At 51.9% G+C, this 26,159-nt stretch carries 23 protein-coding genes; 8 read left to right on the forward strand and 15 right to left on the reverse strand.

Annotated features, from left to right (window positions below; translation table 11 throughout):
* Positions 1-16: 16 nt before the first annotated feature.
* On the reverse strand, positions 17-1,435 hold the full coding sequence (locus G7K71_RS06050) for a sigma-54-dependent Fis family transcriptional regulator (protein ID WP_166344243.1): 1,419 nt from the start codon (positions 1,433-1,435) through the stop codon (positions 17-19).
* A gap of 130 nt (positions 1,436-1,565) precedes the next feature.
* Here G7K71_RS06050 and G7K71_RS19275 point away from each other — a divergent pair, with 130 nt between their 5' ends.
* Together G7K71_RS19275 and G7K71_RS19280 are read left to right on the forward strand one after the other, a co-directional pair.
* Positions 1,566-2,096 (forward strand): IS1634 family transposase, encoded by a 531-nt coding sequence (locus G7K71_RS19275; protein WP_313884929.1) that lies wholly within the window; start codon positions 1,566-1,568, stop codon positions 2,094-2,096.
* A gap of 327 nt (positions 2,097-2,423) precedes the next feature.
* Complete coding sequence (locus G7K71_RS19280; RefSeq protein WP_243174582.1) at positions 2,424-2,744, forward strand: hypothetical protein; 321 nt, start codon at positions 2,424-2,426, stop codon at positions 2,742-2,744.
* Positions 2,745-2,869: 125 nt separating this feature from the next.
* On the opposite strand, the gene G7K71_RS06060 is transcribed toward G7K71_RS19280, so the two are convergent.
* The 4 genes from G7K71_RS06060 to istA all read right to left on the reverse strand — a co-directional run bounded on the left by G7K71_RS06060 (position 2,870) and on the right by istA (position 8,359).
* Complete coding sequence (locus G7K71_RS06060; protein WP_166344245.1) at positions 2,870-4,120, reverse strand: DUF1670 domain-containing protein; 1,251 nt, start codon at positions 4,118-4,120, stop codon at positions 2,870-2,872.
* Between the two features lie 29 nt (positions 4,121-4,149).
* The gene (locus G7K71_RS06065) at positions 4,150-5,706 is read right to left on the reverse strand and encodes a DUF1670 domain-containing protein (RefSeq protein WP_166344247.1); all 1,557 of its coding nucleotides are present in this window, start codon (positions 5,704-5,706) and stop codon (positions 4,150-4,152) included.
* A 390-nt stretch (positions 5,707-6,096) separates the two neighbouring features.
* Positions 6,097-6,870, reverse strand: a complete 774-nt coding sequence (istB, locus tag G7K71_RS06070; RefSeq protein ID WP_166344249.1) for an IS21-like element helper ATPase IstB — start codon at positions 6,868-6,870, stop codon at positions 6,097-6,099.
* Positions 6,839-8,359, reverse strand: a complete 1,521-nt coding sequence (gene istA / locus G7K71_RS06075) for an IS21 family transposase (protein ID WP_166345146.1) — start codon at positions 8,357-8,359, stop codon at positions 6,839-6,841. Before istA ends, istB begins: the two co-directional genes overlap by 32 nt.
* 864 nt (positions 8,360-9,223) lie before the next feature.
* On the opposite strand from istA, the gene G7K71_RS06080 reads away from it, so the two are divergent.
* The 4 genes from G7K71_RS06080 (at position 9,224) to G7K71_RS06095 (ending at position 13,845) form a co-directional block, all read left to right on the forward strand.
* Positions 9,224-10,318, forward strand: a complete 1,095-nt coding sequence (locus tag G7K71_RS06080) for a nitrilase-related carbon-nitrogen hydrolase (protein ID WP_166344251.1) — start codon at positions 9,224-9,226, stop codon at positions 10,316-10,318.
* Between the two features lie 508 nt (positions 10,319-10,826).
* Entirely contained in the window at positions 10,827-12,176 is a 1,350-nt protein-coding gene (locus G7K71_RS06085) for an MFS transporter (RefSeq protein ID WP_166344253.1), read from the forward strand.
* Positions 12,177-12,616: 440 nt separating this feature from the next.
* The gene (locus G7K71_RS06090; RefSeq protein ID WP_166344255.1) at positions 12,617-13,669 is read left to right on the forward strand and encodes an IS1634 family transposase; all 1,053 of its coding nucleotides are present in this window, start codon (positions 12,617-12,619) and stop codon (positions 13,667-13,669) included.
* On the forward strand, positions 13,666-13,845 hold the full coding sequence (locus tag G7K71_RS06095; protein WP_166344257.1) for a hypothetical protein: 180 nt from the start codon (positions 13,666-13,668) through the stop codon (positions 13,843-13,845). The genes G7K71_RS06090 and G7K71_RS06095 overlap by 4 nt, the downstream gene beginning before the upstream one ends.
* Before the next feature lie 151 nt (positions 13,846-13,996).
* Here the strand turns inward: G7K71_RS06095 and G7K71_RS06100 are convergent, their stop codons facing one another.
* Complete coding sequence (locus tag G7K71_RS06100) at positions 13,997-14,632, reverse strand: 50S ribosomal protein L25/general stress protein Ctc (protein WP_166344259.1); 636 nt, start codon at positions 14,630-14,632, stop codon at positions 13,997-13,999.
* A 132-nt stretch (positions 14,633-14,764) separates the two neighbouring features.
* Between G7K71_RS06100 and G7K71_RS06105 the strand changes: the two genes are divergently transcribed.
* Positions 14,765-15,487, forward strand: a complete 723-nt coding sequence (locus tag G7K71_RS06105) for a PRC-barrel domain-containing protein (RefSeq protein WP_166344261.1) — start codon at positions 14,765-14,767, stop codon at positions 15,485-15,487.
* A gap of 87 nt (positions 15,488-15,574) precedes the next feature.
* On the opposite strand, the gene G7K71_RS06110 is transcribed toward G7K71_RS06105, so the two are convergent.
* From G7K71_RS06110 to cphA, 8 genes are all read right to left on the reverse strand, one after another.
* Positions 15,575-16,519 carry a ribose-phosphate pyrophosphokinase gene (locus G7K71_RS06110; RefSeq protein ID WP_166344263.1) on the reverse strand — a complete coding sequence of 315 codons (945 nt, stop codon included), beginning with the start codon at positions 16,517-16,519 and terminating at the stop codon, positions 15,575-15,577.
* A gap of 78 nt (positions 16,520-16,597) precedes the next feature.
* Positions 16,598-17,983, reverse strand: coding sequence for a bifunctional UDP-N-acetylglucosamine diphosphorylase/glucosamine-1-phosphate N-acetyltransferase GlmU (glmU, locus tag G7K71_RS06115; protein ID WP_166344265.1), 1,386 nt, complete (start codon positions 17,981-17,983; stop codon positions 16,598-16,600).
* 376 nt (positions 17,984-18,359) lie between these two features.
* Entirely contained in the window at positions 18,360-18,614 is a 255-nt protein-coding gene (spoVG, locus tag G7K71_RS06120) for a septation regulator SpoVG (RefSeq protein ID WP_013821316.1), read from the reverse strand.
* Between the two features lie 150 nt (positions 18,615-18,764).
* Positions 18,765-19,979 carry a threonine ammonia-lyase gene (gene ilvA / locus G7K71_RS06125; RefSeq protein ID WP_013821315.1) on the reverse strand — a complete coding sequence of 405 codons (1,215 nt, stop codon included), beginning with the start codon at positions 19,977-19,979 and terminating at the stop codon, positions 18,765-18,767.
* Positions 19,980-20,002: 23 nt separating this feature from the next.
* Positions 20,003-20,764 (reverse strand): nucleotidyltransferase family protein, encoded by a 762-nt coding sequence (locus tag G7K71_RS06130; RefSeq protein WP_166344267.1) that lies wholly within the window; start codon positions 20,762-20,764, stop codon positions 20,003-20,005.
* Entirely contained in the window at positions 20,764-21,444 is a 681-nt protein-coding gene (locus G7K71_RS06135; RefSeq protein WP_166344269.1) for a GntR family transcriptional regulator, read from the reverse strand. The genes G7K71_RS06130 and G7K71_RS06135 overlap by 1 nt, the downstream gene beginning before the upstream one ends.
* Positions 21,445-21,481: 37 nt before the next feature.
* Positions 21,482-22,366, reverse strand: coding sequence for a 4-(cytidine 5'-diphospho)-2-C-methyl-D-erythritol kinase (ispE, locus tag G7K71_RS06140; RefSeq protein WP_166344271.1), 885 nt, complete (start codon positions 22,364-22,366; stop codon positions 21,482-21,484).
* A gap of 34 nt (positions 22,367-22,400) precedes the next feature.
* Positions 22,401-25,055, reverse strand: a complete 2,655-nt coding sequence (gene cphA, locus G7K71_RS06145) for a cyanophycin synthetase (RefSeq protein ID WP_166344273.1) — start codon at positions 25,053-25,055, stop codon at positions 22,401-22,403.
* Positions 25,056-25,329: 274 nt separating this feature from the next.
* Between cphA and G7K71_RS19805 the strand changes: the two genes are divergently transcribed.
* Positions 25,330-25,458: a hypothetical protein gene (locus G7K71_RS19805; protein ID WP_279286277.1), complete on the forward strand. Its 129-nt coding sequence runs from the start codon at positions 25,330-25,332 to the stop codon at positions 25,456-25,458.
* Here the strand turns inward: G7K71_RS19805 and G7K71_RS06150 are convergent.
* On the reverse strand, positions 25,455-26,018 hold the full coding sequence (locus G7K71_RS06150) for a Uma2 family endonuclease (RefSeq protein ID WP_166344275.1): 564 nt from the start codon (positions 26,016-26,018) through the stop codon (positions 25,455-25,457). The two genes, G7K71_RS19805 and G7K71_RS06150, sit on opposite strands and share 4 nt — an antisense overlap.
* Between the last annotated feature and the right edge of the window lie 141 nt (positions 26,019-26,159).

Genomic DNA, 26,159 nt, shown 5'->3' on the forward strand with positions numbered 1-26,159 from the left:
TGAGTTATCATCCAGATTACTTAGTATTACGTATTACTTTACCATTTAGATTATATTTTTTTAATTTCATATAAAAAGTTCTCCTATTTAATCCAAGAGCCTCCATTGCCTTGGTTTTATTGTTATTAGACATTTTTAGGGCTGATAAAATTGCTTTTTTCTCGATTTCTTCAAGTAAATATTTTAATTTAGGAAAATTATGGTCAATTTTAATAATTTCCCAAGAACCCAAAAACTTATTGACTCTTAAATTTGATATTTCAGGCAAATGTTCAGTTTTAATAGGACCAGAAGGGCACATTAAAACTGCATACTCTATTACATTACTCAGTTCTCTTATATTACCAGGCCAATTATACATTTTTAATAGATTATAAACATCTTTACTTAAATAGACGCTTTTATTGTAAATACTGTTATATTTTTTTATAAAATAATCTATAAGTAAAGGGATGTCCTCTTTTCGTTCACGTAAAGGCGGTAGGTAAATGGGAATAACACTTAACCTGTAATATAAATCCTCTCTAAAGGTACCATTATTTACCATACTCATTAAGTCCCGATTTGTAGCAGCAATAATACGAATATCTACTTGTATTTGTTTGTTATCTCCAATACGTTCAATGGTTCGTTCCTGAATTAGCTTTAATAACTTTGATTGCATATTAATGCTCATATCAGCAATTTCATCAAGAAAAAGCGTTCCCCCATTTGCTATTTCAACCTTACCTAATTTTCCCTCCCTATTAGCCCCGGTAAAGGATCCCCTAACATAGCCAAATAATTCGCTTTCCAGTAATGTTTCTGGAATTGCGGCACAGTTTATATCCACAAACGGCTTATCTTTTCTGCTTCCGGACATATGGATGGCTTTAGCTAGTAAGTTTTTTCCCACTCCGCTTTCACCCAAAATCAAAACATTGGCTGAACTTTGAGATGCCCTATAGGCTTTAAAAAGGGCATTTAAAAATTCCTTATTCTCACCAATCAAAGAGGCAAAACTATCTGGTAGAGAGCTTCTTAACTTTAATTGTTCTTTATGATACTCCATTATTTTTTTTGCTCTCTGCATTTTATTTATAATCATATTAAATTGGGAAACTTCTTTAAAGATACCAATGCCGCCAACAATATTAGTTTTATCAAAAATAGGAATTGAATTTGAAATTACCTCAAAACCAGTTTTTCTATGTATAACTCTTTTACCAATTTCAGGTTTCCCTGTTTTCACTACAATATTCAACAGAGCATCAGGCTCAATATCTTCAAGTTTTTTTCCTATAGCTTGGTTTGCACTAATGCCTATTATTTTTTCCCATTGCGAATTTACATAAAGTATTTTAGTATCCTTATCCACCAAGATTATAGCGTCTTTTATTGAATCTATTAACCAATCTTCTAAATCTCTAATAAATGGCATAATTCTTCTAAGCATATTACATACCCCTTTCTGTGTTTTTTAAAAAACTTAATTTACCTTTTAACTGCAAAATTTTCAAAGCAAAAAATGAAAACTTCTGATAACTTTTCAAGGGGAACCAGTTCCTCCGGTCTGGCCAATACAAATAGTCAATTTTTACGAAAAGGAACTGGAGTTACACCATTTTTACCGGGCATTGGACTTTCTCATCTTACATAAGGAAACCATTGAACTGGAGCTATTTGAGCAAACGAAAAATCTGTTTAACCTGGAACTGGATCTGGTTTTCTGGGACACCACCTCCACCTACTTCACTGGAAACGGTCCCGAAGGTCTGGCTGAATACGGGTATTCCAAAGACCACCGTTCCGACCGGGTGCAGATTATTGTAGGAGTGCTTATGACCCGGGAAGGAATACCGGTGGCTCACCAGGTTTTTCCCGGTAACACTGACATCGAGACCTTCAAAAAGGTCATCCATGATACCCAAACACGGTTTCTGCTCCGGCGGGTAATCTTCGTAGCCGACCGGGGAATGATTAGCACAACACTTCTGGATGAGTTGGATAAAGAACATATCGAATACATCGTCGGCGTAAAAATGCGCTGGATGCAGGCGGTTGCGGAAGTGTTGAAAACAGGCGGTCGTTATAAAGCGGTCGTTATAAAGAAGTAGCCGAGAACTTGAAAGTAAAAGAAGTCTGGCATGATGCCAATCGTTACATTATCTACTATAACCTATAACCCAATGGAGGCTGAACGTGACCGAAAAGCCCGGAAAAAGATTGTTAAGAAATTGGAAAAACAGCTTAACGAAAAAGGTCTTAAATCAATGCTGTCAAACAGTGGCTACAGCAGGTTTCTGAAAATATCTGGCGCCAATGTTGCCGTGGACTAGAAGGCTCTGGAAGAAGATGCCCGTTATGACGGGAAGTATGTTCTCAGGACCAACTCCCAACTGGACACCGCGGAGGCAGCCCAGGCATACAAAGAACTCTGACGGGTGGAAAGGACCTTTCGGGAATTAAAATCCACCCTTGATTTGAGACCAATTTACCACTGGAAAGACCGCCGGGTAAGGGCACATGTCATGGTTTGTTTTCTGGCGCTGGTGTTGGAATCGGCTTTTTACCGGTATCTCAAGCTGGCCGGCAGCCAGGTTGAATACTTGTATCTCATGAGGGATTTAAAAAATCTAAAAGCTGTCGAGTTAACCCTGGAAGGCATAAGATACTTGTGCCGAACTGAATTACCAGGAAATGCTTTTCAAGCTTTTAAAGCGCTGGGAATAGGAGTTCCAAATCATGTAAGAATCATTAATTAGCAACTGTACCACAATAAGGGAAAATGTTGTGGTACGCCAACTCGTTATGTCCCGGAAGCCTTGATTTTCCGGGGTTTTGTTGGGACTGGGTGTTAAAGTTCTGATAACCGGTATAGCCCGTAAGGCTAAATTTTGACCCCTTTCAGCCTTAAATGAGACTTGACAGCTTCCCGGTCGGGGAAATGTTCAGCAATGATGTTCAGGTACTCCGCCACCAGCGTCGGCCCCCGTTTGACCACCCGGGCCATCAATTCCAGTGGGAGGCCGTAAGTGTGCAAAATTAAAACCCGCTCAAAGTCGTCGATGTACCTGTCCACCGCCTCCGGGCTGTGCCGGGTGATCCGGGCAATGTCATGGCTGAAATACCCTTTCAGGTAGAAGCCGATAATGATATCCTTGTGGGTCATGGCGCTGCCGGCATCCAGTATCGTTCCCGGGGTGGGTAAAACCATCTGGTGATCCACCATGAACTGCCGCAAAAGCCGCGAAAAAGTCTGGTATGAGCGTAAGAACAGCTGCTGCAGATCCACCAGGGCCAGCAAACCGCCCTGCAGGTAGGCCTCAGTAAGCACCCGGGCCATCTGGGCCTGCTGAATGGCTTCCAGTTCGCTTAAGGATTTGACCCGGGCTAGGCGCTTTAACTCCTCCTGTGTATGCAGGGTGAGCAGCAAAGGCACCTGCTCCCGGTAGGCCGTCTGGTGCTCCCTTTGCTGACGGTCGGTGGTGCTGATGCCGATCCAGGCTACCTGTCCCGGTCTTACCCGGCTAAGGGGCGGGCAGTACAGCTCCCGCAGGTAGGCCAGCCGGAAGATCATGGCCAATGCCCTGGCCCGGCTGATATGTTCTTCCTGCACGAGAAAGGCCAGCATTTTATCCACTACTGCCTGGGGAACCAGCACATCGTCCCCGGCGGGCCTGTCCACCGTGCGGGCGTTAACCATCTGCGGTGGCGCCAGAGGACCGGCCAGATACCTGGGGAGAGCAGCCTTTTTACGATCCCCGTCCCCGGTATGGGGCAGCCGGTCCCTGGGGCTGATGATGACCCGTAGGTCCTCCATTGTTGCTCCGGGGGCCACACGCTTCATGGCCTTTAGCGCCATTTTTTCCACCGTGGCTTTAGCCCGGGAAAAACTGCCGCTGCGCTGCAGGATGGAAATTACTTCTGCAGATAAAAGAGGAATGACCACCCGTTTCCCCTGAAAAGAGATCAGGAGTTCTCCGGGTTTTAAGCGTTCAATACCGTCGCCGGCCTCATCTTCGTCCATCAACTGGTTAAATCTTAAGCAGATCTCATCGGCCAGCCAGGACTCCTTGTTCAGGTCGAAACGCCGGATTAATTCGCAACGCTGGGCATTGAAGAGGTTTTTCTCTCCCAAAGAGTCGTAAGAAGAGAACCTCTTCCGGCCTATGGAACCACCCCCTTTTTTACCGCCTGCTCGCGGGCGAATATCTGGCGGATGCGTGTGAGCACCCACTGGTATTCAGGTTGATTAAACCGCTCGTAAAGGGCGGCGCAGGTTTTCACCACCCTTGCCGAGCGGTGCATTACCTTGCGGATCAGGGGCAAGGGCAGGCCGCGTTCACAAAGCCCCACATAGGTGGCAAAGGTTTTTAGATAGGCCTCTATACTCTCGTAGCTGTGGCCTGTCCGGTGTTTAATCTGGGTTTCCGTGTATCCCTGCAGGTAGAGCTCCACTATTTTGCTCATATGGGAGATACCCGGCCCCATGTCAGCCAGGTTGCCCCGGGGAGGAACAAACACCTGCCTGTTCTCGCTCATCAGGCGCTGGATTACCGAGGGATGCACCCCCAGAAGGAAGGCCAGGTCCGGCTGGCCAAGACATGCTCCCTGGGCTTTGGCCTCCCCCGTATAGCGTAAAATGCGCTGCCACTTGAGTTGTGAAGTGGTGTCTGGATTCAGCTTTTCTTCATCCTCGGGGCTATAAAAACTTAAGTTGACGGGTACCAGCCGGCATTCGTCCAGCGGTTTGCCCGGTGGCTCCTGGTCGGAGACGGCGTAGTACACCACGCTGCCGGGAGGACGGTTGTCCCTGTGTTCTTCCAGGTGGTTTTCCAGCAGGCGCAAAAAGGCCCGGGCTTTGGCCGGCGAGAAATTGTGCTCCGCCTGCAATACATGGAAAAGCCGGGCTGCCGGGTCCTCCTCTTCATGCGGGTCAGATAAAAGACCCAAAGACACCTTTAGCCGTGAAAGATAGCCTCCGGGAGCCCTTTTAGCCAGCTCCAGGTACTCGTCTACCAATCTGGGGTGAACACCGGTAACCCGGGCAATATGCTCCCGGTTCAAGTCTTTACCGGCCAGGGCGGCCACCCGGCTGAAGTCCAGCTGCCAGCTTTCCCACTGGGATTCGGAGATAAACAGTTCTTCCCGGATTCTTGAGGGTCGTTCTCCGGAAATGGCCATTTGCAGGGCAAAGGTACTGCGAAAAACCCGGTTCCGGCGATGTTTTAGCGCCTGACCGGCCAGAGGAAGGCAAACCCCTTTCTCCCAGAGGGGTTTTAACCGCTCCCGGATGGATTTGGCAGTGATATTGGTGAGCAGTGACAGGTGGGGCTGGTCAAAGACCGCCCCTTGGAGATAGGCCTCTTCAATCAGCCTGAGCAGCCGCGCATTTTGCATGGCTTTCAGGCCAAATTCCCGGTGAATCTCCAGATCATCCGGTGCAAAAGGGGTGAGCACAACCGGCCGTTTGGGTAGAAGAGAATACTTTTCCCGCTGATGGGCATATTCGGCAGAAATGAGGGGGAAAACAATCTGGTTGATCATCCGGTCCGTTTCCTGGTTCAGAAAACCAAGACCTTTGGCAGCAACGGACCTGGCTTCCTCGAAGGACAATCCAAACCGGTCCATGCTTTCCCTGACCAGCCAGTGAAAAAGGCATTTTTGTTCGACAGAATTTGTTTGGACCAGGAGATTTTGGCGGTGAAACCTGGGGCGTCCCATACAATCACCCCACATCGGATTTTTAGAAAGTCTTATTGGCTGGGGATATGCCGCTCTTGTGGGCAGCAGGCCTGTCCACAAGTACGACAGTTGGCATGCTGTCGTACACAAAACTCAAGCCTGGCTGCCCACAAGAGCTTGGATAACTCTTGCGAGTTATCCACATATCCCCAGCCACGACTACGAGTGACCATGACCATCATGACTACCATGTTATTCCTGAATACCAGTTTAATAGCGGGACTAAACATTGTCCAGCAACGGGTATGGCCTCTTTCGGGAGAGATTTCCCTTACGGGTTAAACCGGTGGATGGAGATGAATTCGGCAATCAAAAAATGCAGAGTTTGCCATCACGCTCGGTAATTTTTCTCCCTCGAATCGGGAGGTTTCAGTTCGCTATGGCCGTAATCCTATTATCTTTATCTTCTGACTGGTTGATAGCTATAGCTGAGAGCGCCTTCTGCAAACGATAGCTCTCCCCTTCAAAGGCCAGGATATGGGCATGGTGGACCAAACGGTCGATGAGCGCCGCTGTGAGGCGGTTATCCCCCAGCACGGTGTTCCACTGACCAAACTGTAAGTTGGAAGTAACAATGATACTTTGTCGTTCATACGCTTGAGCTACAACGTTGAATAGGAGTTCAGCTCCCTCACGGAGAAGTGGCACGAAGCCAAGCTCATCGATGATAATCAGATCGACCTTCTCCAGCTCTCCCATCAGCCGCTGCAAACGACCCTGGCGGTGACTTTCCAATAGGGCGTTGACGAGGTCCAGGCAACGGTAGAAACGGACGCTCCTCCCCTCCATGCAGGCCCGAACCCCCAGGGCGATGGCCAAATGCGTTTTGCCGGTGCCCACGGCCCCGAGCGCCAGCACGTTTTCACAGCGCTCGATGAAGGTGAGTTCTGTCAGATGGGTGATGGTGGTGGAGGCCGGTAAGGTCACGGGCTTCCAGTCAAAGTCATTCAGCGTCTTATGGGCCGGGAAACCCGCCTTCTTGATAAGGTGGCGGACTCTGTTAGCCCAACGCGCTTCCAGTTCGGCTGCGAACAGGTCGGTCAGGTATTGTTCCCGGTCATGGCAGGTGATCTCCAGGTAAATAGACGGGATATATGCCAGTTTTAAAGCCTTACACTGCTCCTTCAACGACAACTTGGTCACGGAGTTCACCTCCTTTCCCGCCCGCCTGCGGCACCAGCCGGTCATAGACGTTGATCTCGGGTGTATAGCGTCTGACGCTATCCGGCGTATAGGTCTCGTTTAAGGCCTCCAGGGGAGCGGCCGGGAATGTAATCCGGTACAGCTTATGACGGATTAAGGCGCTATCTGCCGCCGGGTATTTTGCGGCCTCCTCCAAGACCCGGGCGATATCCTCGATGATGAACCCTTCTTCCAGGAGGGTATGGATGAACTTTAGCCGTTCCCGGTATGCTTCCGGATCACATGCTTCCAGGTACTGACGAACCGGCTCGGGGAGGAACCGGTACATGGTCGCATGCCGTGCACCCCTTGGTTTACGGATGAAAATCCTAAAGTACCCTTTCCAGTCGATGGGTTGGGTTTTCAATGTGTAGTGGCGGGGGAGATGGGCTAAACGCTCTTGAGTGGAGCTGAAGACTTCCACGCAGTCCCACCAGAGCTTGAGAAGCACCGTCTCTCCAACCTGTGCGCTTGGCACCGGATATACTTCTCCGCAGCATTGCACCTGGACATATTTGTTCACACGGGCAGTCTCGAGCCGGACTGGTTCAAAGGGGGTTGCAGGCAGGGGAAGGAGCGCTTTTTTGTCCTCTTCCCACAGTTTGGCAATTGTAACGCCCTTCTCGTAGTGGGAGCGTTGCATATCCTCTAAGGCCCGCCGGTAAAGCTCAGCCGTTAATTCCTCGTAACTTGAAACCGTCGGGTATGGTATGAGCCAGTTGCGCCGTGTATAGCCCACTTTGTTCTCAACGTGGCCTTTTTCGTTGCCCTTGCCGCTGTTACAGAACTTAGCCTCAAACCGGTAGTGGAGCATGAACCGGCGGAAGGTTTCGGTTAGTTCCCGTTGTTCGCCTTTCCCCGCACCCACAACTGCTGCCGAAAGGTTATCGAACCAAATTTCCGGCGGAACGCCGCCTATCCACTCGAAAACCTGGATCATAGCGTAGAGCAAGCATTCCGTATTTTCGCTGGGCACCGGTACGCAAAAACCGGCATTGCTGTACGGGAAGGAGAATGTTAGGTACTTGATTTCCCTTAGTACTCCGTCCCATACCACGTGGCTCGTCCCGAAATCCACCTGGGCTTGTCCGGGTGGGTGCTCCAGCCGTAAGTATTTCTCTTGCGCTTCAGTACGGAGTTCTTTCTTGCGGCGGGAAACGTATGCTCGCACCGTTCTCCCCGCCCCCTTGAAACCATATTGCTCACGTAGTTGCCGGTAAATGGTAGCCGCAGTGCGGCGCTCCTTGCGGGGCTTGAGCATATCCTCCATGAGCCAGGTGTCCACGATGTCCACAAAAGACCCCATGACCGGCTGCCGGCGCCGGGTCTGCTGCATGGGCTGATTCCAGTCGTCTTTCCTGGCGTACTTAGCCGCTGTTCGCCAGTTGATACCTACCCGCCGGCTAATTTCGGCAATACTGCACTCTTCCCGCTCGTAAAGATGTTTGATATACTGTTATTGGGCCATTGCTATCACCTCTTGTATCCCCTCCTGCCTTTGCCCAAGTCAGAAGGGATTATTCTAGAGCGTGATGGCAATGCCCTTTTTTACCCGCGCCATGCTGTGCATTTTTGGCTGCCGTTTTATGCAATTCTATTATGCCAAAAACAGCCCTTAAACCACACGAAGAGGACCCCGCGCTGAAAGAAGAGCTGGCCCTTTACGAGAGGGTGCTAAACGGTGAAGGAGTGGGTAGCTTTGCCAAGGCTTTGAAAACATGCAGCTCAAATTTGTAGTACCATGTAAATTATTCCATTTTGTGGGCACCCCTTCAGGAATGATGATTTATTTCTTGAGCTAGTTTTTCAGAAGTCTCGTCATAAGAAGTCTCGTCATAAGAATTTTGATTAAACTTTCGCCATTTCCGAAAACAGAGGCAAATAATAGTTTGTATAACTTTAATATTTATGTTTCCATGTTATACATTTCACATACGTTGATTCTTTTAATGAAGCCAGTTTTTATATATTTTGTAAACATAATGTGAATCGGGCTCGCAGCACCAGGGACAACGACCTCTCTTCACTAGCCGTATTTTTGTTATAACTTCTACATGTAATTTTCATCATCTGATGGTGCCGCTAATGCGGCATGGGGTCTATTCAAAAAATTACTTAACGGCTGAATTGGGTTTGGAATATTTTTTGCTAGTTCATGAAGTACAGGGGTGGGTCCTTGGCCCAGGTTAAAATAAAGTACCTACATTTATGTGCTTATATTTATTTTAATTAAGGGAGGGATGTTATGTAAAGGTGGTCTGACATCAGTTGTAAGATATAATAGCAAATTATATTAATAATAGGAGGTATTATCATGAGTAAATATGATATTTTTACCGCAGTAGCAGTTCAACCCGAGATAAAAGCAGTAGAGGATAGGTCCGATATCAAGAAAAATTTGAAACGTACGCTTGAGCTTATTGATGTAGCCCCTCAAATTTCACTAACTGCAAGGTCAAACTATAATGAACCATGTTATGCACCAATTAAACTAATCGCTTTCCCTGAATTTTTCTTGCAAGGACATGAGGCAGATTGGTCTTACCAGCACTATTTGGATAACGTTTTAATTGAACTTCCTGGAGAAGAAACCGAGCAGCTGGCAAGAAAGGCCAAGGAGTACGACGTTTATATTGCTGGTTGTGCCCTTGTTCGGGATGAATGGATTAAAGATGGCTACTTTTGGAATATACATTTTATTATTGATCCTAAGGGAGAGATCATTCATAAATATCGAAAACTTACAGTGGCAACCCATTACGAGTTATCTGTCAGCCCACATGACGTATATGATCGATACGTTGCAGAGTTTGGCGATTCCCTATCTTCATTTTTTCCAGTAACTGAAACCGATATTGGGAAAATAGGAACTATTACTTGCATGGATGGCCATTTCCCAGAAAACTCTAGAGCACTGGGAATTCAAGGTGCAGAAATTATTCTTCATCCAGTCCTTGTAGAACCTTTATTGTCGCCGCCATATGAAATATGGCAGATGATGAACCGGATGAGAGGCTATGAGAATGTTGCCTATGTCGTAAGCGCTTCTTGGGGAGCAATTTACGGAAAACGGCCGAAATACTTTACACCTGGAAAGGCAATGATTTCCGATTTTAATGGCAAACTTTTAGCTTATGCTGATTACCCCGGAGAAATGATGGTTAGTGCAGTAATAAATCTAGAAGAATTAAGAAGAAGAAGATTAGATCCAAGCAGAAACTACCCTACAATGCTTAGAAATGAAATATACAGAAAAATATATGAAAAAGAAGTATACCCAGCAAATCTTTTTAGTAAGTTCCCACCACATACAAGAGTTGAAAGGGACTCTATGGCTACAATCAAAAAATTTATCGCAGAGGGTATATTTACAGCTCCCGAAAAAATGCCTAGTTACATTAATATATAAACATATCTAAATTTATAGGGTAACGACCCGGTAGTATGTTAAATGCCGCCGGATTTTTCTACCGATTAGCTATTGATTAGAACGATTAGAACTTAAATGAACTTGTGGGCAGGCGAATTTAATAAGCTAAAAAATATGAATTCCAATAGTTTTAGTAGCCATAGTTTTAGTAAGCCTGCCCACAAGGTTCAAATTACTTAAAAAAATAAACTCCTCTGTATTATCTTGGATAGGATACAAATCCATTAAACCCTTCATAGGATACTGTCGCAAAAATCGAGCTGGATGGGTGGCGGTCGTACCCTAAGGAGCGACATTGCGGAGGGCCGGCAACGAAACACGGCACCGCCGAGGTTAGCGAACCGGCAGCGCGAATCGGCTGTTACAGTATCGATAAAATGATTTAGTTACTTATGTATGCTACAGTATCTCACTAAATTATTATCTCTGTATATGAAAAATGAACTTTTTAAAGCACAACATTAAAAATTATAATAGGGGGATAATTATGAATCTATCTCAACGAATGGATAATCTTCCTTTTTCAGGCTTTCATTTTAAAATTTTGTTAATTATGTGCTTGGGGCTATTTTTTGATGCTTATGACGCTTTTGTATTATCTATTGCGTTGCCCGAGCTAATATCAAAATGGGATTTAACCAAAATACAAACGGGTTATCTAAATTCAGCGGGATACATGGGCATGCTTTTCGGGGCACTATTTGCAGGGTATTTTGCTGATCGTATCGGTCGGGTAAAAGTTTTATCAGCGGCAATGGGTTTTTACGCCATTTTTATGGGCATGTGCATGCTATCTAACAGTTATAATTCCTTATTTGTATGGCGCACCATTGCCGGCATAGGGTTGGGAGGCATGGTTCCGGTTGCCGCGGCTTATCTGACCGAATACATGCCTGCAAGAGTTCGTGGTCGGTGCATGAGTATATTTAACGCCAACTATTCTCTGGGAGTAGCTTTCGCTTTTTTCCTTGGGTACCTTATTATTGTTCCTTATGGCTGGAGATGGGGATTTGCAATTGCCTCCCTGCCTGTAATACTCTCTCTTGTTGCGTGGAAATATCTTCCTGAATCTATAAGGTATTTACTTAATGTGCGTAGAGTGGAAGACGCTGTCAATATTGTTGATCAAATAGAGAAGAAAATAATTAATAAAACCACAATTCCCTTTGAAGAAGCAGTTGAGCTTGAGAAAGAAGAACTGTCCAAGAAAAAAGAAGTTAGTATTCCTATTAGCTATCTTTTCCAGAAAAAACTATTAGGTACCACACTGTTAATGAGTACAATGTGGTTTTGCTTATCGTTTGCTACCTTTGCACTTACTACATGGATGCCAGTGTTGTTAACAACTGAACTAAAATACAACCTTGGTTCCGGACTTTTATGGATGGCTTTTGCACAACTTCTTGGTGTTATTGTAACGCCGGTTGCTGGTATAGCTGCAGACGCAATTGGTCGGAAAAAAACAATTTTTATACTCTTTCTCACTTTCGGCATAAGCGCATACCTACTGTTTTTATTCGGTGGAGAACTGGGTAAATTCTTCATGGTTATAATGATGATGGCTTTATCTATGTGTAATGGAATTAATTATGTATACATTCCTGAGAACTTTCCTACTGAAGCTAGGGGTACTGGTGTGGGATTTGCATCAGCCTGTGGCCGGGTGGGAGCCATGATAGGACCTAGTGTATTAGGAATATTGTATTCTTTTAAATCACTCATGTTGGTGCTTCATGTAATTATGGTGGTGTTAGTAGGATGCGCACTACTTATAGCAATATTTGGTCGGGAAACTAGGAAGAAATCACTGGAAGAAATAAGCAGTATATCTGCTTAAGCAAAATTTGTTTCAATGTAATGATAAAAATATCCGTATCAAGTAGGATATGGCGCCCGCGCCACCACCGGGGTATGAAAAAATGCTATACTACCCTTGAGCCGTCCCAAAAAGCTCGTTGAGTCTTTGGTAAGCGTCAAACCCTACCCACCTGGCACAATCCCCGGGTTTATAGGATAATCCTCCTCAGAAAACGAAATGGGGAGGAATTTTTATGACTCGAGTTTGAAAGCCAGAAACTGTTATGTTACCCCCAAAAATCCGTGAAGCCTTGAAAAATGGGCATTTTGTGTTGTAAAGTAATGCCAGAATGGAAAGCAACTGTCAGAAAACCGGCGATTTTTAAAAAGTCGTTGTGCCACGTTGGTAATATATGTTTAGTCACTGTCCCTTTTCCTGTGATAAGATAAGTGCAGATAATATCCACATGATGGGATGCCATGTTTGTTAGAAAGAAAACCTTTACAAATAAAGACGGTACTACCAGGGAATACCTCCAGCTGGTGGAATCCTACCGGGTAAACGGTAGATCCCGCCAGCGACTTATCGCTAACCTGGGCCGGCTTGAAGAACTGCAGGATGGACAGCTGGATCGCCTGATTGAGAACCTGACCAGATTCAGCGAAACCCAGTGGGTCAGAATGAACCTGGATGAAACACAAGCCAGCTGGTCCAAACAATGGGGGCCGGCATTAATCTTCCACAACCTGTGGGAAGAAAAGCTGGGACTGGGTCCCTGTGTGCGGCGTATCCTGAATCGCACGGAAAAGACCTCTCCCTTTGAAGAAGCCCTGTTTGCCATGGTTTTAAACCGGTTATGCGATCCGTTATCTAAATTGGGGCTTAATGAAAGGTGGCTGCAAAGCGTTTACCACCCGCCCCTGGAAAAGCTCCAACTCCATCACTTCTACCACGCCCTGGATTTTGTGGCGGAATACAAAGACGAGATAGAGAGCTTTCTTTTCGACCGGGTGCGCAACCTTTTTAACTGCGAACTGGACCTGGTGTTCTGGGATACCACCTCCACCTATTTCGAAGGCTCCGGGCCGGAAGAACTGGCCAAATACGGCTACTCCAAGGATAAACGGCCCGACCGGTTGCAAATCATGATTGGCCTGTTGATGACCAAAGAGGGCATACCGGTGGCCCACCACATTTTCCCCGGCAACACCGCCGATGTCAGGACTTTTAAGGCCGCCTTTTCCGATTTGCGCCGCCGGTTTAACGTCACCCGGGTAATCATGGTAGGAGACCGGGGAATGGTCAATAACAAAGTTTTGCAGGAAATCAGTGCCGCCGGGCTCCAGTATATCATGGGCGTAAAGATGCGCCGCCGGCCGGACATTGACCGGATGCTCAGCTGGAATGCCCCCTATACCCGGGTAAAAGAAAACCTTAAGTCAAGGAAGTCTGGAGCAACGGGGTTAGCCGGTACATCCTCTGTTTCAATCCGGAAGGAGCAGAACGGGACCGCAATGCCCGCCGGGAAATGATCATAAGGAAACTGGACAGCGGCAATATCAAGGGCTTGCTTGGTAACAAAGGCTACCGGCAGTATCTCAAAGCCAGTAAAAACGCCGTAACCATCGACTACGATGCCATAAGGCGGGAAACCCGCTATGACGGCAAATACATGCTGAAAACCAACACCGACCAGCAACGGGTATAGCCTCTTTCGGGAGAGATTTCCCTTACGGGTTAAACCGGTGGATGGAGATAACAAAACACCGGGGCGGCCATACCTGAAAGCCCCGGCAATTTTCTAGTTATTTTATCCTGCCCCAGCGGATCACGCTGATTTGGCAATGCATGCAGTAAAGTTATTCCTCCCCGGCTTCCGGAGAAGCTTCCTTCCCTTCGCCGGCTTCTTCCTCCTCGCCCGGCACCCTTTCTACCGCCGGAGCCACCACGGTGGCCACCACTTCCTCCGGGTCGTTGAGAACCTTCACCCCGGCAGGCACGGGAAGATCTGCCACATGAACGGTATCCCCCATTTCCAGGCACGAAATGTCCATGGTGATAACCTCGGGGATGTCCGCGGGCAGGCAGGAGATTTCCAGTTCCCGCAGCTGCTGTTGCAGAATGCCCCCCTGCTTCACACCAACCGGCTCTCCTTCAAGCTCCACCGGCACGGTGGTGGTAATCTTTTCCGTTAACGAGACCTGCTGGAAGTCTACGTGGATCAACTCGCCGCGCAGGGAGTCATACTGAAGTTCTTTGATCAAAACCTTGTCCTGGCGTTCCTGCCCCTCTCCCGTGATGTTGAGGTTGATCAGGGTGTTCCGGCCGCCCTCGCCGGCCAGGATATTCTTCAGGGCACGCAACTCCACCTCCAGCGGAATGTTGCCGATAGCTTTGCCGTAAACAACGGCGGGAATTTTTCCTTGTGCGGCCAACCGGTGCCGGTAACCTTTCCCCCGGCCGGTTCTTACCTGCGCCAGCAGACTGGCTTCCATGGTAACCATCCCTCCTCAATCCTGGCATAATACCTCATTCTTCTCTAGTATTCCCTTTTTTTGGTCATATCAACTCGGTATGAAGCATATGGATTAGGGACAGGAAAGCTACCAAAAAAGGGGGGCCAGCAAATGCGCAAGAGCAAACAATTTATCGGCATGCCGGTGATCAGCCTGCAGGAAGGTCAGCAAATCGGCGTGGTCCGGGGGCTGGTGGTGGACCCGGATAAAAAAGCAGTGGCTGCCCTGATCATAGAACAAAAAGGCTGGTTTAAGGAACAAAAGTACATCCCCTTCAACCGGGTGCACAGCGTAGGGGAAAATGTCATTACCGTGGACCGGAGCAGCAACGCCGAAAGGGGCGCCAAACTGCCGGATATTGTGAAACTGGTCAAGGATCGCACCGGGATCACCGGGGCCCGCATCGTCACGGAAAGCGGCACCCTTTTAGGACAGGTGGATGAATACTATGTGGACCTGGAAGCCGGGGATATTGTGGGCCTGGAATTTTCCGGCGGGTTTCTTGACAGCGTTATTTCCGGCCGGGCCTTTCTGGACACCGCCTTTGTCCGCACCATCGGCAAGGAAGTAATCGTCACCAGCAACGAGGCCCTGGCCAATGTAATCAAAATTGAGGGCGGGCTGGCGGAGTCCCTGCGCCAGCTGCAGAAATCGACCAGCCAGGCCTGGGATACCACCCGGCAAAAAACCCGGGAACTGGGAGAAGCCATAAACCGTTCCCTGGAGCGGGTCAGGGGTCCCCGGGATGAGGAAACCACCTGTTCCTGCCACCAGCATCCCGGTCCCAACGGCGAAGCCCGCGAGCAGCAGGAGCAGCCGCCGCCAGGAAAGTAAGCGAGGCAAATACGCCGGTGTAAAACCTTGAAACTTTGCACCGAAAAATGCACCGGTGCCACAGGCCGGTCAAGCCGGCCTAATATTTTAATCGAAAAGCTTGCTTACCGATAGATCTTCATGAATGCGGATGATGGCCTCGCCCAGCAGGGGAGCCACGGAAAGAATTTTTATTTTATCGATCATCTTTTCCGGAGGTATGGGTATGGTGTTGGTAACCAGTACCTCCTTGATCGGCGCTTCCTCCAGGCGCTGGACCGCCGGGCCGCTGAGCACCGGATGGGTACAGCAGACGTAAATTTCCCGGGCACCAAATTTTTTCAGTGCCGCCGCACCCTGGGTAATGGTACCGGCGGTATCAATGATGTCATCAATCATGATGACCTTTTTACCCTCAATATCACCCACAATATTCATAATTTCCGCCACATTGGGTTCGGGCCGCCTTTTGTCAATGATAGCAATAGGCGCACCAATGCGCTCGGCCAGATCCCTGGCCCGGGTTACCCCGCCCAGGTCGGGTGAGACAACCACCACGTCCTTCAGTCTCTGCTGGATGAAATACTGGGCCAGGAGTGGCACCCCGGGGAGATGATCCACAGGGATATCAAAGAATCCCTGGATTTGCCCCGCATGCAGGTCCATGGTTATCACCCGCCGGGCACCGCTGGCAGTGAGGAGGTTGGCCACCAGTTTGGCCGTAATGGGGTCCCTGGCCCGGGTTTTCCGGTCCTGCCGGGCATAGCCATAGTAGGGCAGAACTGCCGTAATTCGCCGGGCAGAAGCCCTTCTCACCGCGTCCACCATTACCAGCAGTTCCATCAAATGCTCATTTACCGGATGACAGGTGGGCTGGATAATAAAAACATCGGCCCCCCGCACGCTTTCATTTATCTTGACCTGAATTTCCCCGTCGGAAAAGCGGGAAACCTTGGCCGCGCCCACACTAACACCCAGGTACTGGGCAATCTCTTCGGCCAGCTGGGGGTTAGCGTTGCCGGTAAAGATTTTTAATTCTTTACGCGATGACATCCTTCTACCTCCAACACTGATTTCCGAAAACCAGGGTGCCCAACCCGGCGGCCCGGGGAGCATGACTACCCCCTCCTTTTAATCACCGGCACAGGATTCTTTTTTGGACTTCTTCTGCAGCCAGTTTTCTATATTCCGCTGGCGCCCCCGCTCAATACCCAGCGCCCCCGGGGGCACATTTTTGGTGATGGTGGAACCGGCACCAATGAAAGCCTTCTCCCCCACTTCCACCGGTGCCACCAAATTGGTGTTGCTTCCAATAAAAGCCCCGTCCCCAATAATGGTGGGCCACTTCTTTTCCCCGTCATAATTGCAGGTAATGGTCCCCGCACCTATATTAACGCCCGAACCGACGGTGGCGTCGCCCATGTAGCTCAAGTGGGGAATCTTGCTTCCCCTCCCTACCACCGTCTTTTTCAATTCCACAAAGTCCCCCACCTTCACATCCGGCGCCAGAACACATCCCGGCCGGATGTAAGCAAAGGGGCCAATGGTACAATTATCCCCGATTTTACTTTCCAGGATTACCGAGTGCTCGATAACCACGCCCTCGCCTGCCTGGACATTGATCAGCCGGCTTCCCGGACCGATGATACAATGTTTACCGATTATGGTATCTCCCTCGATAATCGTAAAGGGGTAGATCACCGTATCGCGACCAATCTTTACATCCCGGTCGATAAATGTGGTGGCGGGATCCATTACCGTCACGCCGGAGAGCATCAGCTCTTCCACTATCTGCCGGCGCAGGTAACTTTCCACCCGGGCCAGCTGCCGCCGGTCATTGACCCCCTCCACTTCCCGGGCATCTTCCACTTTCAACGCAGCTACAGGCTCACCCTGTTGCACGTAATGGCCAATAATGTCGGTAAGGTAATGCTCACCCTGGGCATTTTCGCTTTTGATAGCGGACAGGGCGTCAAATAGCCCGGGCGCGGAAAAACAATAAATACCCGTATTTACTTCCCTCACCGCCAGTTCCCCGGGGGTGGCATCCCGTTGTTCCACAATTTTTTGCACGCGCCCGCCCTTGTCCCGGATCACCCGGCCGTAACCGGTGGGATCTTCCAGGCAGGCGGTAAGGACGGTGGCTCTGGCTCCCGCTGCGGCATGGGCCGCCGCCAGCCGGGCCAAAGTCCCGGCGGTTACCAGCGGCGTGTCCCCGCAAGCCACCAAAATGGTACCGGGAAAACCGGCCAGCAGGGGAGCGGCCTGGAGCAGGGCGTGAGCCGTGCCCAGTTGCTGGTGCTGGTAGACCACCTGTGCCCGGTCCCGGACGGTACGGGCTACCAGGTCGCCGCCAAAACCGGCCACCACCACGATTTCTTCCGCCCCGGCCCCCCGGACCGCATCCAGGACGTATTCGATCATGGGCCGTCCACAAACCTTATGCATTACCTTGGGCAGGTCGGATTTCATCCGCGTGCCCTTACCTGCCGCCAGAATTACGGCCGCCAGTGACATCAGGCGCCCCCCTTGTCGGTAAACCGCCCCTCCCCTTTTGGAGGGGCATCCTGCTCCACCGGACGAATCTCTCCGGCAGGCTTAACTGCAGGCAGCCCCTGCACTGCCTTTCCCCCGCTACACGGGACTTCGTGGCGGAAAAGTTAAAAGAATCGCGTGAAGGGGCTGCCACCGGCAGCCCCGCCGTCAAAAAACCAGTTCTTAATCCCGATCAACAGGATTCAACAAAAAACATGAATCTCCTCTTTGTCAGATAATTTTTATACTTTTCGCACAAAAAGAGAGCATAGCGATCCACAAAAGCGCAGGTCCTTAACTATGCTCCGCTTTTACAAAAAAACATGACATATCATAGCCCAGCCCTGGTGTGAAAAGGCTAAATGGCCTGTTCATAGGCCTGCAACACCGCGGTTTCAATAATAGCCCTGGCTGAAGAGTTGATGGGGTGCGCTATATCCCGGAACTCACCGTCGGGGGTCTTGCGGCTGGGCATAGCCACAAACAAGCCCTTGTTCCCCTCCACTACCTTTACGTCGTGGATAACAAACATGTTATCCAGGGTGACCGACACAATGGCCTTCATTTTTCCTTCGGGGAGAATTTTGCGCACCCGCACATCTGTAACAACCACTCCCTCACCACCTTCCTGCAAACCCAAACTGCCTTTTTTGGATCACCGGGCAGCGCTGGCCGAAGCTGCCCTAACCGGTACCTGTTAACCTGTTTTCTCCACGAATGTAAAAATTCCTGCAATTTTCCATTTCACTTTAAAAAATTTTTCCTAGATCCTTTCCACCCGGTACCCTTCCCGGGACAGGGCGGCCATGACCCTCTCCACATGTTCCACGTCACTGGTTTCCAGCAGCAGTTCAACCTCCGCCTGTTTTAAGGGCACCTGGGGTTTAATGCGATCATGGTTGATGGAAATTACGTTTGCCCGAACGGCTGCCAGCACACCGAGCAGGCGCTGCAAACTGCCCGGCTGATCCGTAACCACGGTACGCAAGCGGATGATGCGTCCGGATTTAACCAGTCCGCGCTCAATGATGATGGAGAGAATGTTGACGTCAATGTTTCCCCCGCTTAAAACCAGAGCCACCTTCGCCCCGGGTAAAGAAAGGTGCCCGTGCAAAAGGGCGGCCAGGACCACCGCACCGGCCCCCTCGACTACAATTTTGGAGCGCTCCAGGAGCATTAAAATGGCCCGGGCAATTTCCTCGTCGTCCACCAGCAGCACGTCATCCACATAACGGCGTATAACCTCCAGGGTAAACTCGCCAGGACGGCGCACGCTGATCCCGTCGGCAATGGTGGCGGTGGCAGCCAGTTGCTGCCGGCAATCGCCTTTGAGGGAAAGATAAACTGCCGGCGCCCCTTGCGACTGGACACCAATTACGCGCACCCGGGGTTTCAAAGATTTAACGGCCATGGCGACACCGGCAATCAGCCCGCCCCCGCCAACGGGCACCAGTACCGCATCCAGATCGGGCAGCTCATCCAGCAACTCCAGGCCTATGGTACCCTGGCCCGCCGCCACCAGGGGATCGTCGAAGCCGTGCACAAAGGTGGCCCCGGTTTCCTTCTGCAGCTGGCGGGCGTAGTCAAAGGCCTCGTCATAACCTCCTCCCGCCAGGATTACCCGGGCGCCGTAACCCCGGGTGGCCATAACCTTGGAAATGGGGGCGCCTTCCGGCATGACCACCGTGGAGGGAATGCCGGCCCTGGTGGCCGCACAGGCCACCCCCTGGGCGTGGTTTCCGGCGGAAGCGGCAATCACACCCCGCTGCCGCTCTTCCAAAGTCAAAGACATGATCTTGTTGTAGGCGCCGCGAATTTTAAAGGACCCGGTCTTTTGCAGGTTCTCCAGCTTGAAATAAACCTCGCTGCCGGTAAGCCGGGAAAAGGTGGTCGAATGATCCAGAGGTGTGGGGTGAATAACACCCGCAAGACGCTTTCTGGCCTCCTGGATCATGGCAAGATTCAGGGGAAGGGACACGGGAAAACACTTCCTTATTTAGATCACGAAGCCTGCTGCAGCGTTCTGGCCACCAGGGCCAGATCCACGGGTTTGTCCACATCCACACCCACTTCCGGGTAGCGGCTGATTACCACTACCCCGCGGATGCCCAGCAGGCGGGAAACCCGCGCCTGGGCTTCCTCCAGCGTAACCCGGTGCAGAAGAAAACGAATCAAAAAGCCCAGGCCCACCAGACGGCACAGGCGCAGGGGGCTTTTCCGGGCAGCCACCAGCTGCTCCCCCAGGGGCAAACAACGGGAAACCACTTCCGGGTTAAGTAAAAACAGGTTGCCTCCGGTGAAAATACCTTCTTTAAGACTGACGTAGGTCCGCCGCACGGGATTGGCAAAACGGCTGTCCACGGCTTCCTTGGGTACAATAGGGTAGTACAAATCCGCCTCCTGATCCTGACAGAGCTCCAGGAAATCTTCAATGGCCCGGGGTGTAATCAGGGGAATGTCGGAGCTGACCAGCAGCACCCGGCGGGTACCCGGCAGCTCTTTCAGGCCGCGCTGGACGTTTTCCAAAAGGCTGCTGCCTGCCGGAACAACCCGTACCCGGTCATCTTTGAGGTGATTCGCCAGCTCCTCCCTGGGCCCGACCACTACAATCCTGTTTACCCCCCGGGCCAGTGCTAATGCTTCCACTACATATTGCACCATCGCTTTGGAGCCAATAGGAATGAGCGCTTCGTAGGGCACCGGACTGCATTCCTTGAGCGGTCCGTTATTGGGACTGCCGGCCAGAACCACCGCGTCAACCATTATTCCCTTGCCTCCCCCAGGGCGTTTAACAGGCTCTGTTCGGCATTTTCTATATGCTCCCGCGCCAGGATCTGGGCCAGCTCCACGTTGCGTTCACTGATGGCTTCCACAATTTGCTTGTGTTCTTCCAGGGCGTGCTTCGTCCTCCCTGGTTGGGCCAAAGAGGTGGCCCGGAAGCGTTGAATTTGATCCGCCAGGTTGGTGATGATCTGAACCAGCCTTTCGTTCCGGCTGGCTTTATAAATGAGTTCGTGGAATCTGGTATCCGTTTCAACCAGCGCTTCCAGGTCGTGGCCGCTGACTTCGTAGGTTTTCACCAGTGCCCGTTCCAGCTCCTCCAGCTCTTCTTCGGTAATCCGCTCTGCGGCCAAACCGGCGGCCAGCGCTTCCAGTGCCGCCCGCACTTCAAAGACATCGACAATATCCTTTACCGAAATACCCGCCACATAGGCTCCCTTGCGGGGCACCATGACCACAAAACCTTCCAGCTCCAGCTTCCGGATGGCCTCCCGCACGGGAGTGCGGCTTACCCCCATTTCTTCAGCCAGCTGGATTTCCATTAACCGTTCCCCGGGTTTCAGACGGCCCTGGATAATCGCTTCCCGCAAGGATTCAAAAACCAGCTCCCTTAAAGGTTTGTAATTATCCAGCTTAATTGGAATGAGTCTCGGTTCTTCCACGGCCGCCACCCCTTTTTCTGGTCATAACACTTATATTTTACCTGGAGCCGTTAATTACCGCAAGTTTTATTGCCTGGCTGCAAAAACGGGTGTACAAAACCCGCCCCAGCCCCGGGTCCAGCCGCCCGGCCACCCGGCGGGCTTCCCCTTCATCCCGGCACAGGCCTAAAACGGTAGGACCACTGCCGCTCATGACCACCCCCGGGGCACCGGCCGCCTTCAGGGCTTCCTTCACCACGTAAACCTGTGGATAAAGTGTGGCAGTTACCGGCTCCAGTATATTTCCCAAAAGGGCGGCTACCGCCGTGATATCCCGGCGCTCAATAGCCGCCACCATGGCAGGGGTATCGGGATGGACTCCGGGCAAAAGGCGGTCGTATTCCCGGTAGATCCGGGCCGTAGATACGGCCAGGGGTGGAGTAACCAGTACCACTCCCAGAGGGGGAAGGGGTTTTAGGGGAGTGAGCAACTCCCCCTTTCCCCGGGCCAAAACGGTACCCCCTGCAAGGCAAAAGGGTACATCCGCCCCCAGCTTTGCGGCTAAAACAAGCAACTCCTCCCGGGAGAGGCCCAGGGACCAGAGTTGATTCAAGGCCGCCAGGGTGGCCGCCGCATCGGCGGAACCGCCCCCCAGGCCGGCAGCCACCGGGATATTTTTGGAAAGAAAAATATGTACCCCCTGACGGCAACCGGTGACCCTTTGCAAAAGCTCCGCCGCCCGGTAAACCAGATTTTCCGGACCGGGGGGTATAAGTCTGCTATCGGTTTGGAGCTCAATGCCCTGTGGGCGAAGGGAAAAAACCAGCCGGTCGCAAAGGGCAATGCTCTGCATAACCGTTTCCAGCTCGTGGTAACCATCGGGCAAAAGCCCCGTAATGTCCAGGGTAAGGTTTATCTTGGCACGGGCCAGCACTTCAAGCACGGGCAATATCTCCCTTTCGGTTTTACCAATAGTTTTACGTCGCCGGGAGAATATTTCCCTGCAGCCCGTTTTTGCCTTTTTCACCTTCTCCCGGCCGCCGGCGGGCGCGAAACAACTCTATGGCTTTGACCACCCTGTCCAGCTTTTCGTAAAAGATGGCCACCGTATCCCCTGGCCTGGCCGCCAGGAGGGCCCGCAGCACCGCCTCCCCTTCGGGCAAAACCACCCGGATTCTCCCCGGGTGCATTCCCCCTTCCAGGGCACCTTCCCGCAGGAGGGCAGCCACTTCCCCGGGCCGGCGCCCGCGCCGGTGGGCATCTTCCTTGATCACCAGGGCGGAAAAATTTCTGCCGGCAATGCGGCCTACCTCTTTGATTTGCTCATCCAGGCGGTCCCCGGGTACGCCGATGACGCCAATTAACCGTCCTTTGAAGTGCCGCAACACATTAACCATACTGAGGTAGCCGGCGGCGTTATGGGCGTAGTCGATCACCACCCGGATGCCCTGCACGTCCAGGATATTCAACCGGCCGGGATTTTGCTCCAGGTTGCAGTGAAAGCTTTCCAGGCCGGCCCGGATGTGCTCCATGGACACACCCAGACCCAGACAGGCCGCGGCTGCCGCCAGGGCGTTCTGGACGTTGTGCCGGGCAAGACCGTCCAGGGAGGCCGGCAGCCGGCGTACTGAGAGCAACCGGCGCACCTGCTGGCCCCGGGCCACCACCAGCATCCCGTTCTTCACAAACACCGCCGTACCGCCGGCACCCAGGTGGCGGCGCACGGTGATGTTATCGGGCACCAGAGAAAAATAGATGATCCTGCTCCGGACCCGGCCGGCCATGGCCAGCACATGGGGATCATCGGCATTGAGAACCGCAAAGCCGTGTTTACGGACGGTTTCCACCACCAGGGATTTTACATCGGCCAGATCCTCCAGCGTCTCAATGCCGTCCTGTCCCAGGTGATCCCCGCTGATGTTGGTGACCACCCCCACGTCACTGCCCTCGTAGCCCAAACCGGCCCGCAGGATGCCCCCCCGGGCCGTTTCCAGCACGGCCACGTCGACCTCCGGTTCCGTCAGCACCAGCCTGGCGCTGACCGGTCCCGTGGTATCACCGGCAAGCACCCGCCGCCCGTCAATGTAAATGCCGTCGCTTGTAGCCAGGCCCACCACCAGGCCGGCCCGGGCCAAAATGGCTCCGATCATCCGGGTGGTGGTGGTCTTGCCGTTGGTACCTGTCACCGCCACAATGGGAATGCGACAGGGTACGCCGGGGGGAAAGAGGTGATCCACAATGGCCGCACCCACTTCCCGGGGCAGGCCTTCCACCGGGTGGGTATGCATGCGCAGCCCCGGGGCTGCGTTCACCTCAATGACAGCGCCTCCCTGCTCCTCCAGGGGGCGGCCGATATCCTCCGCCACCACGTCGATGCCGGCCACATCCAAACCGGCCAGGCGGGCCACCCGTACGGCCAACCGGGCATTGGCCGGGTGCACCTGTTCCGTAACATCAATAGCGGTCCCGCCGGTGCTGAGGTTGGCATTGTCCCGCAGGTAAACAGCCTGCCCTTTCCCGGGCACATCCCGGGGTGTGAAACCCTGGCGGGCGAGGCAAGCCAGGGCTACCGCATCCAGGGGGATTTTGGAAAGGGGCCTGCCGTGCCCCTCACCACGCTGCGGGTCCCGGTTAAGTTCCTCCACCAGTTCGCGGACGGTGCGCCGCCCGTCCCCCACCACCCGGGGAGGCAGGCGCAAAGACGCGGCCACCAGACGTCCTCCCACCACCAGCAAGCGGTACTGCCGGCCGGGAATTTGTTTTTCCACCAGCACCCGCCGGTCATAGTAGCCGGCCAGTTCAAAGGCCCGGCGCACCCGGGCTTCTCCGGACACAAAAAGGCTCACCCCCTGCCCGTGATGCCCGTTGACCGGTTTGATGGCCACAGGGGGTCCCAACTTTTCGGCCAGGGCAAGGGCCTCTTCCACCGTGCGGGCAATCCCCGATTCGGGTACGGGCACCCCGTGGGCGGCCAGCAGCTGGTTGCATAACTGCTTATCCTGCACCAGGTCGACGGCAGTACAGGGAGTGTGATCCGTAATGGTAGCCGCTATCCGCCTGGCATGCCGCCCATAACCCAGCTGGTAGAATCCTCCCCCTAAAGGAAGGACCGGAATCCCCCTTTTGCGGGCCGCCTCAAGGATCGCCCGGGTGCTGGGGCCGTATTCTTCTTCCGCAGCCAGCCGCACCCTCTCCACCAGTTCCGCCACTTCCACCGTCTTTTTCTCCAGCAGGGCCTGCACCAGTTCCACCGCCGCCCGGGCGGCGGCCAGCCCGCCGGGGGCAGAAACATATTCAAAGATTACTTCATAAACCGTTTCCCCGTCCCCCCGGCGGGTCTTGCCGTAAATCACCTCCTGGCCGGCCACCTTGCAAAGCTCCAGGGCCACATGTTCCACCACGTGGCCCAGGTAGGTACCCTCTTTCAACCGCTCCACAAAACCCCCGGGGCGCCGGCGGGAGCAGTGGTGCTCACCCAGGCCGGGCAAAAGGGACAACAACCGCCGGTTGAAATCTCCCAGCTCGCTGGTGGGCCGGCACCCGTCGGGGGCCAGATCCAGGATTATTTTAATTACCGGCCGGTAGCAGTAAATGTTGCTGCCGTAATAGGCCCGTAAATCGAGAATCTTCACCTTTATTGCCCTCCGCAAAACAGTTATGTTACCAGTATTGACCAATAAACCGGGAAAAATACCATGGGTAGCGGAGGGCAACACTAAGCCGGGATAAATAACCGCAAGTTCAAAATCCCAGCCGGCTATAAATTTTCTCCCGGTAGAACTGAAATGCGCTGTTGTTCATTTTCCTCTTTTCCATGAGCATAGACAGGAAGCTGGATCCGCCCCAGCCTCTGCCGGGCCGGGAGAAGCCGCCGACCTGGGACGACCGTAAAGAGAGGGTATGAGTTTGGGTAAGCTGTTAAAGGAAAGGATGGAAGAGCGTTTGGAGGCGAAGGCCAAGCAAACGGGAACAGGCCGGCCCGGGGTTCCCGCCCTTGCCGGGCAAGGTGGCCCCGGGATCGTGTCAACTTTCTAAAATATACTTTCCACCTCTACCGCAAATCCGGCGATTACATGGGATTGAACCGTCCCCTGTTGCTCCACTTCCTGGTCCAGGGCATATTTCCCGCCCTTCAGGCAAAAAACCTGGACCGATTTACTGTGGGGATCAACGATCCAGTATTCCCTGACACCGCTCTTTTCGTAAACCTTGTACTTGGTCCGCAGGTCGTAATAACCGGTACCGGGGGAAAGGATCTCCACCACCAGGTCCGGGGCGCCATTAATCCGCTTCTCTTCAATAATGGACAGCCTTTCATTGGAAATATAAATTATGTCCGGCTGGTAGGTTTCCGTTTCCTCCAGGTAGACGTCAACGGGAGCGTCTAAAACAATGCCCAGTCCCTTTTCCAGGACATAACCCGCCATTTTTAATTCCAGTTTCATGGACACCATCTGGTGGTAGGGTGTGGGCGAGGGCGTCATGACCAGTTCCCCCCCAATCAGTTGATAGGGTGACCCTTCCGGAAGGCGGCAGTAGTCTTCGTAGGTATACCTTTGCCGGCCGGCCGCCAGCTCACCCGGGACGACGCTCATTTTTCGCACCTCCATTTCCCTGCGTACTTGGTTCCGGCATTGCCTTAATCCGCAGCTTTTTCATTATTTTACCTAAACACAGCAGTTTTGCGCAAACCCTCTAAGCCTGCCTGGCTGCAAAAATAAACAAATTAAAGTATT

This window comes from Desulfofundulus sp. TPOSR (genome assembly GCF_011393055.1).
GTDB classification, from domain to species: Bacteria; Bacillota; Desulfotomaculia; order Desulfotomaculales; family Desulfovirgulaceae; genus Desulfofundulus; species Desulfofundulus kuznetsovii.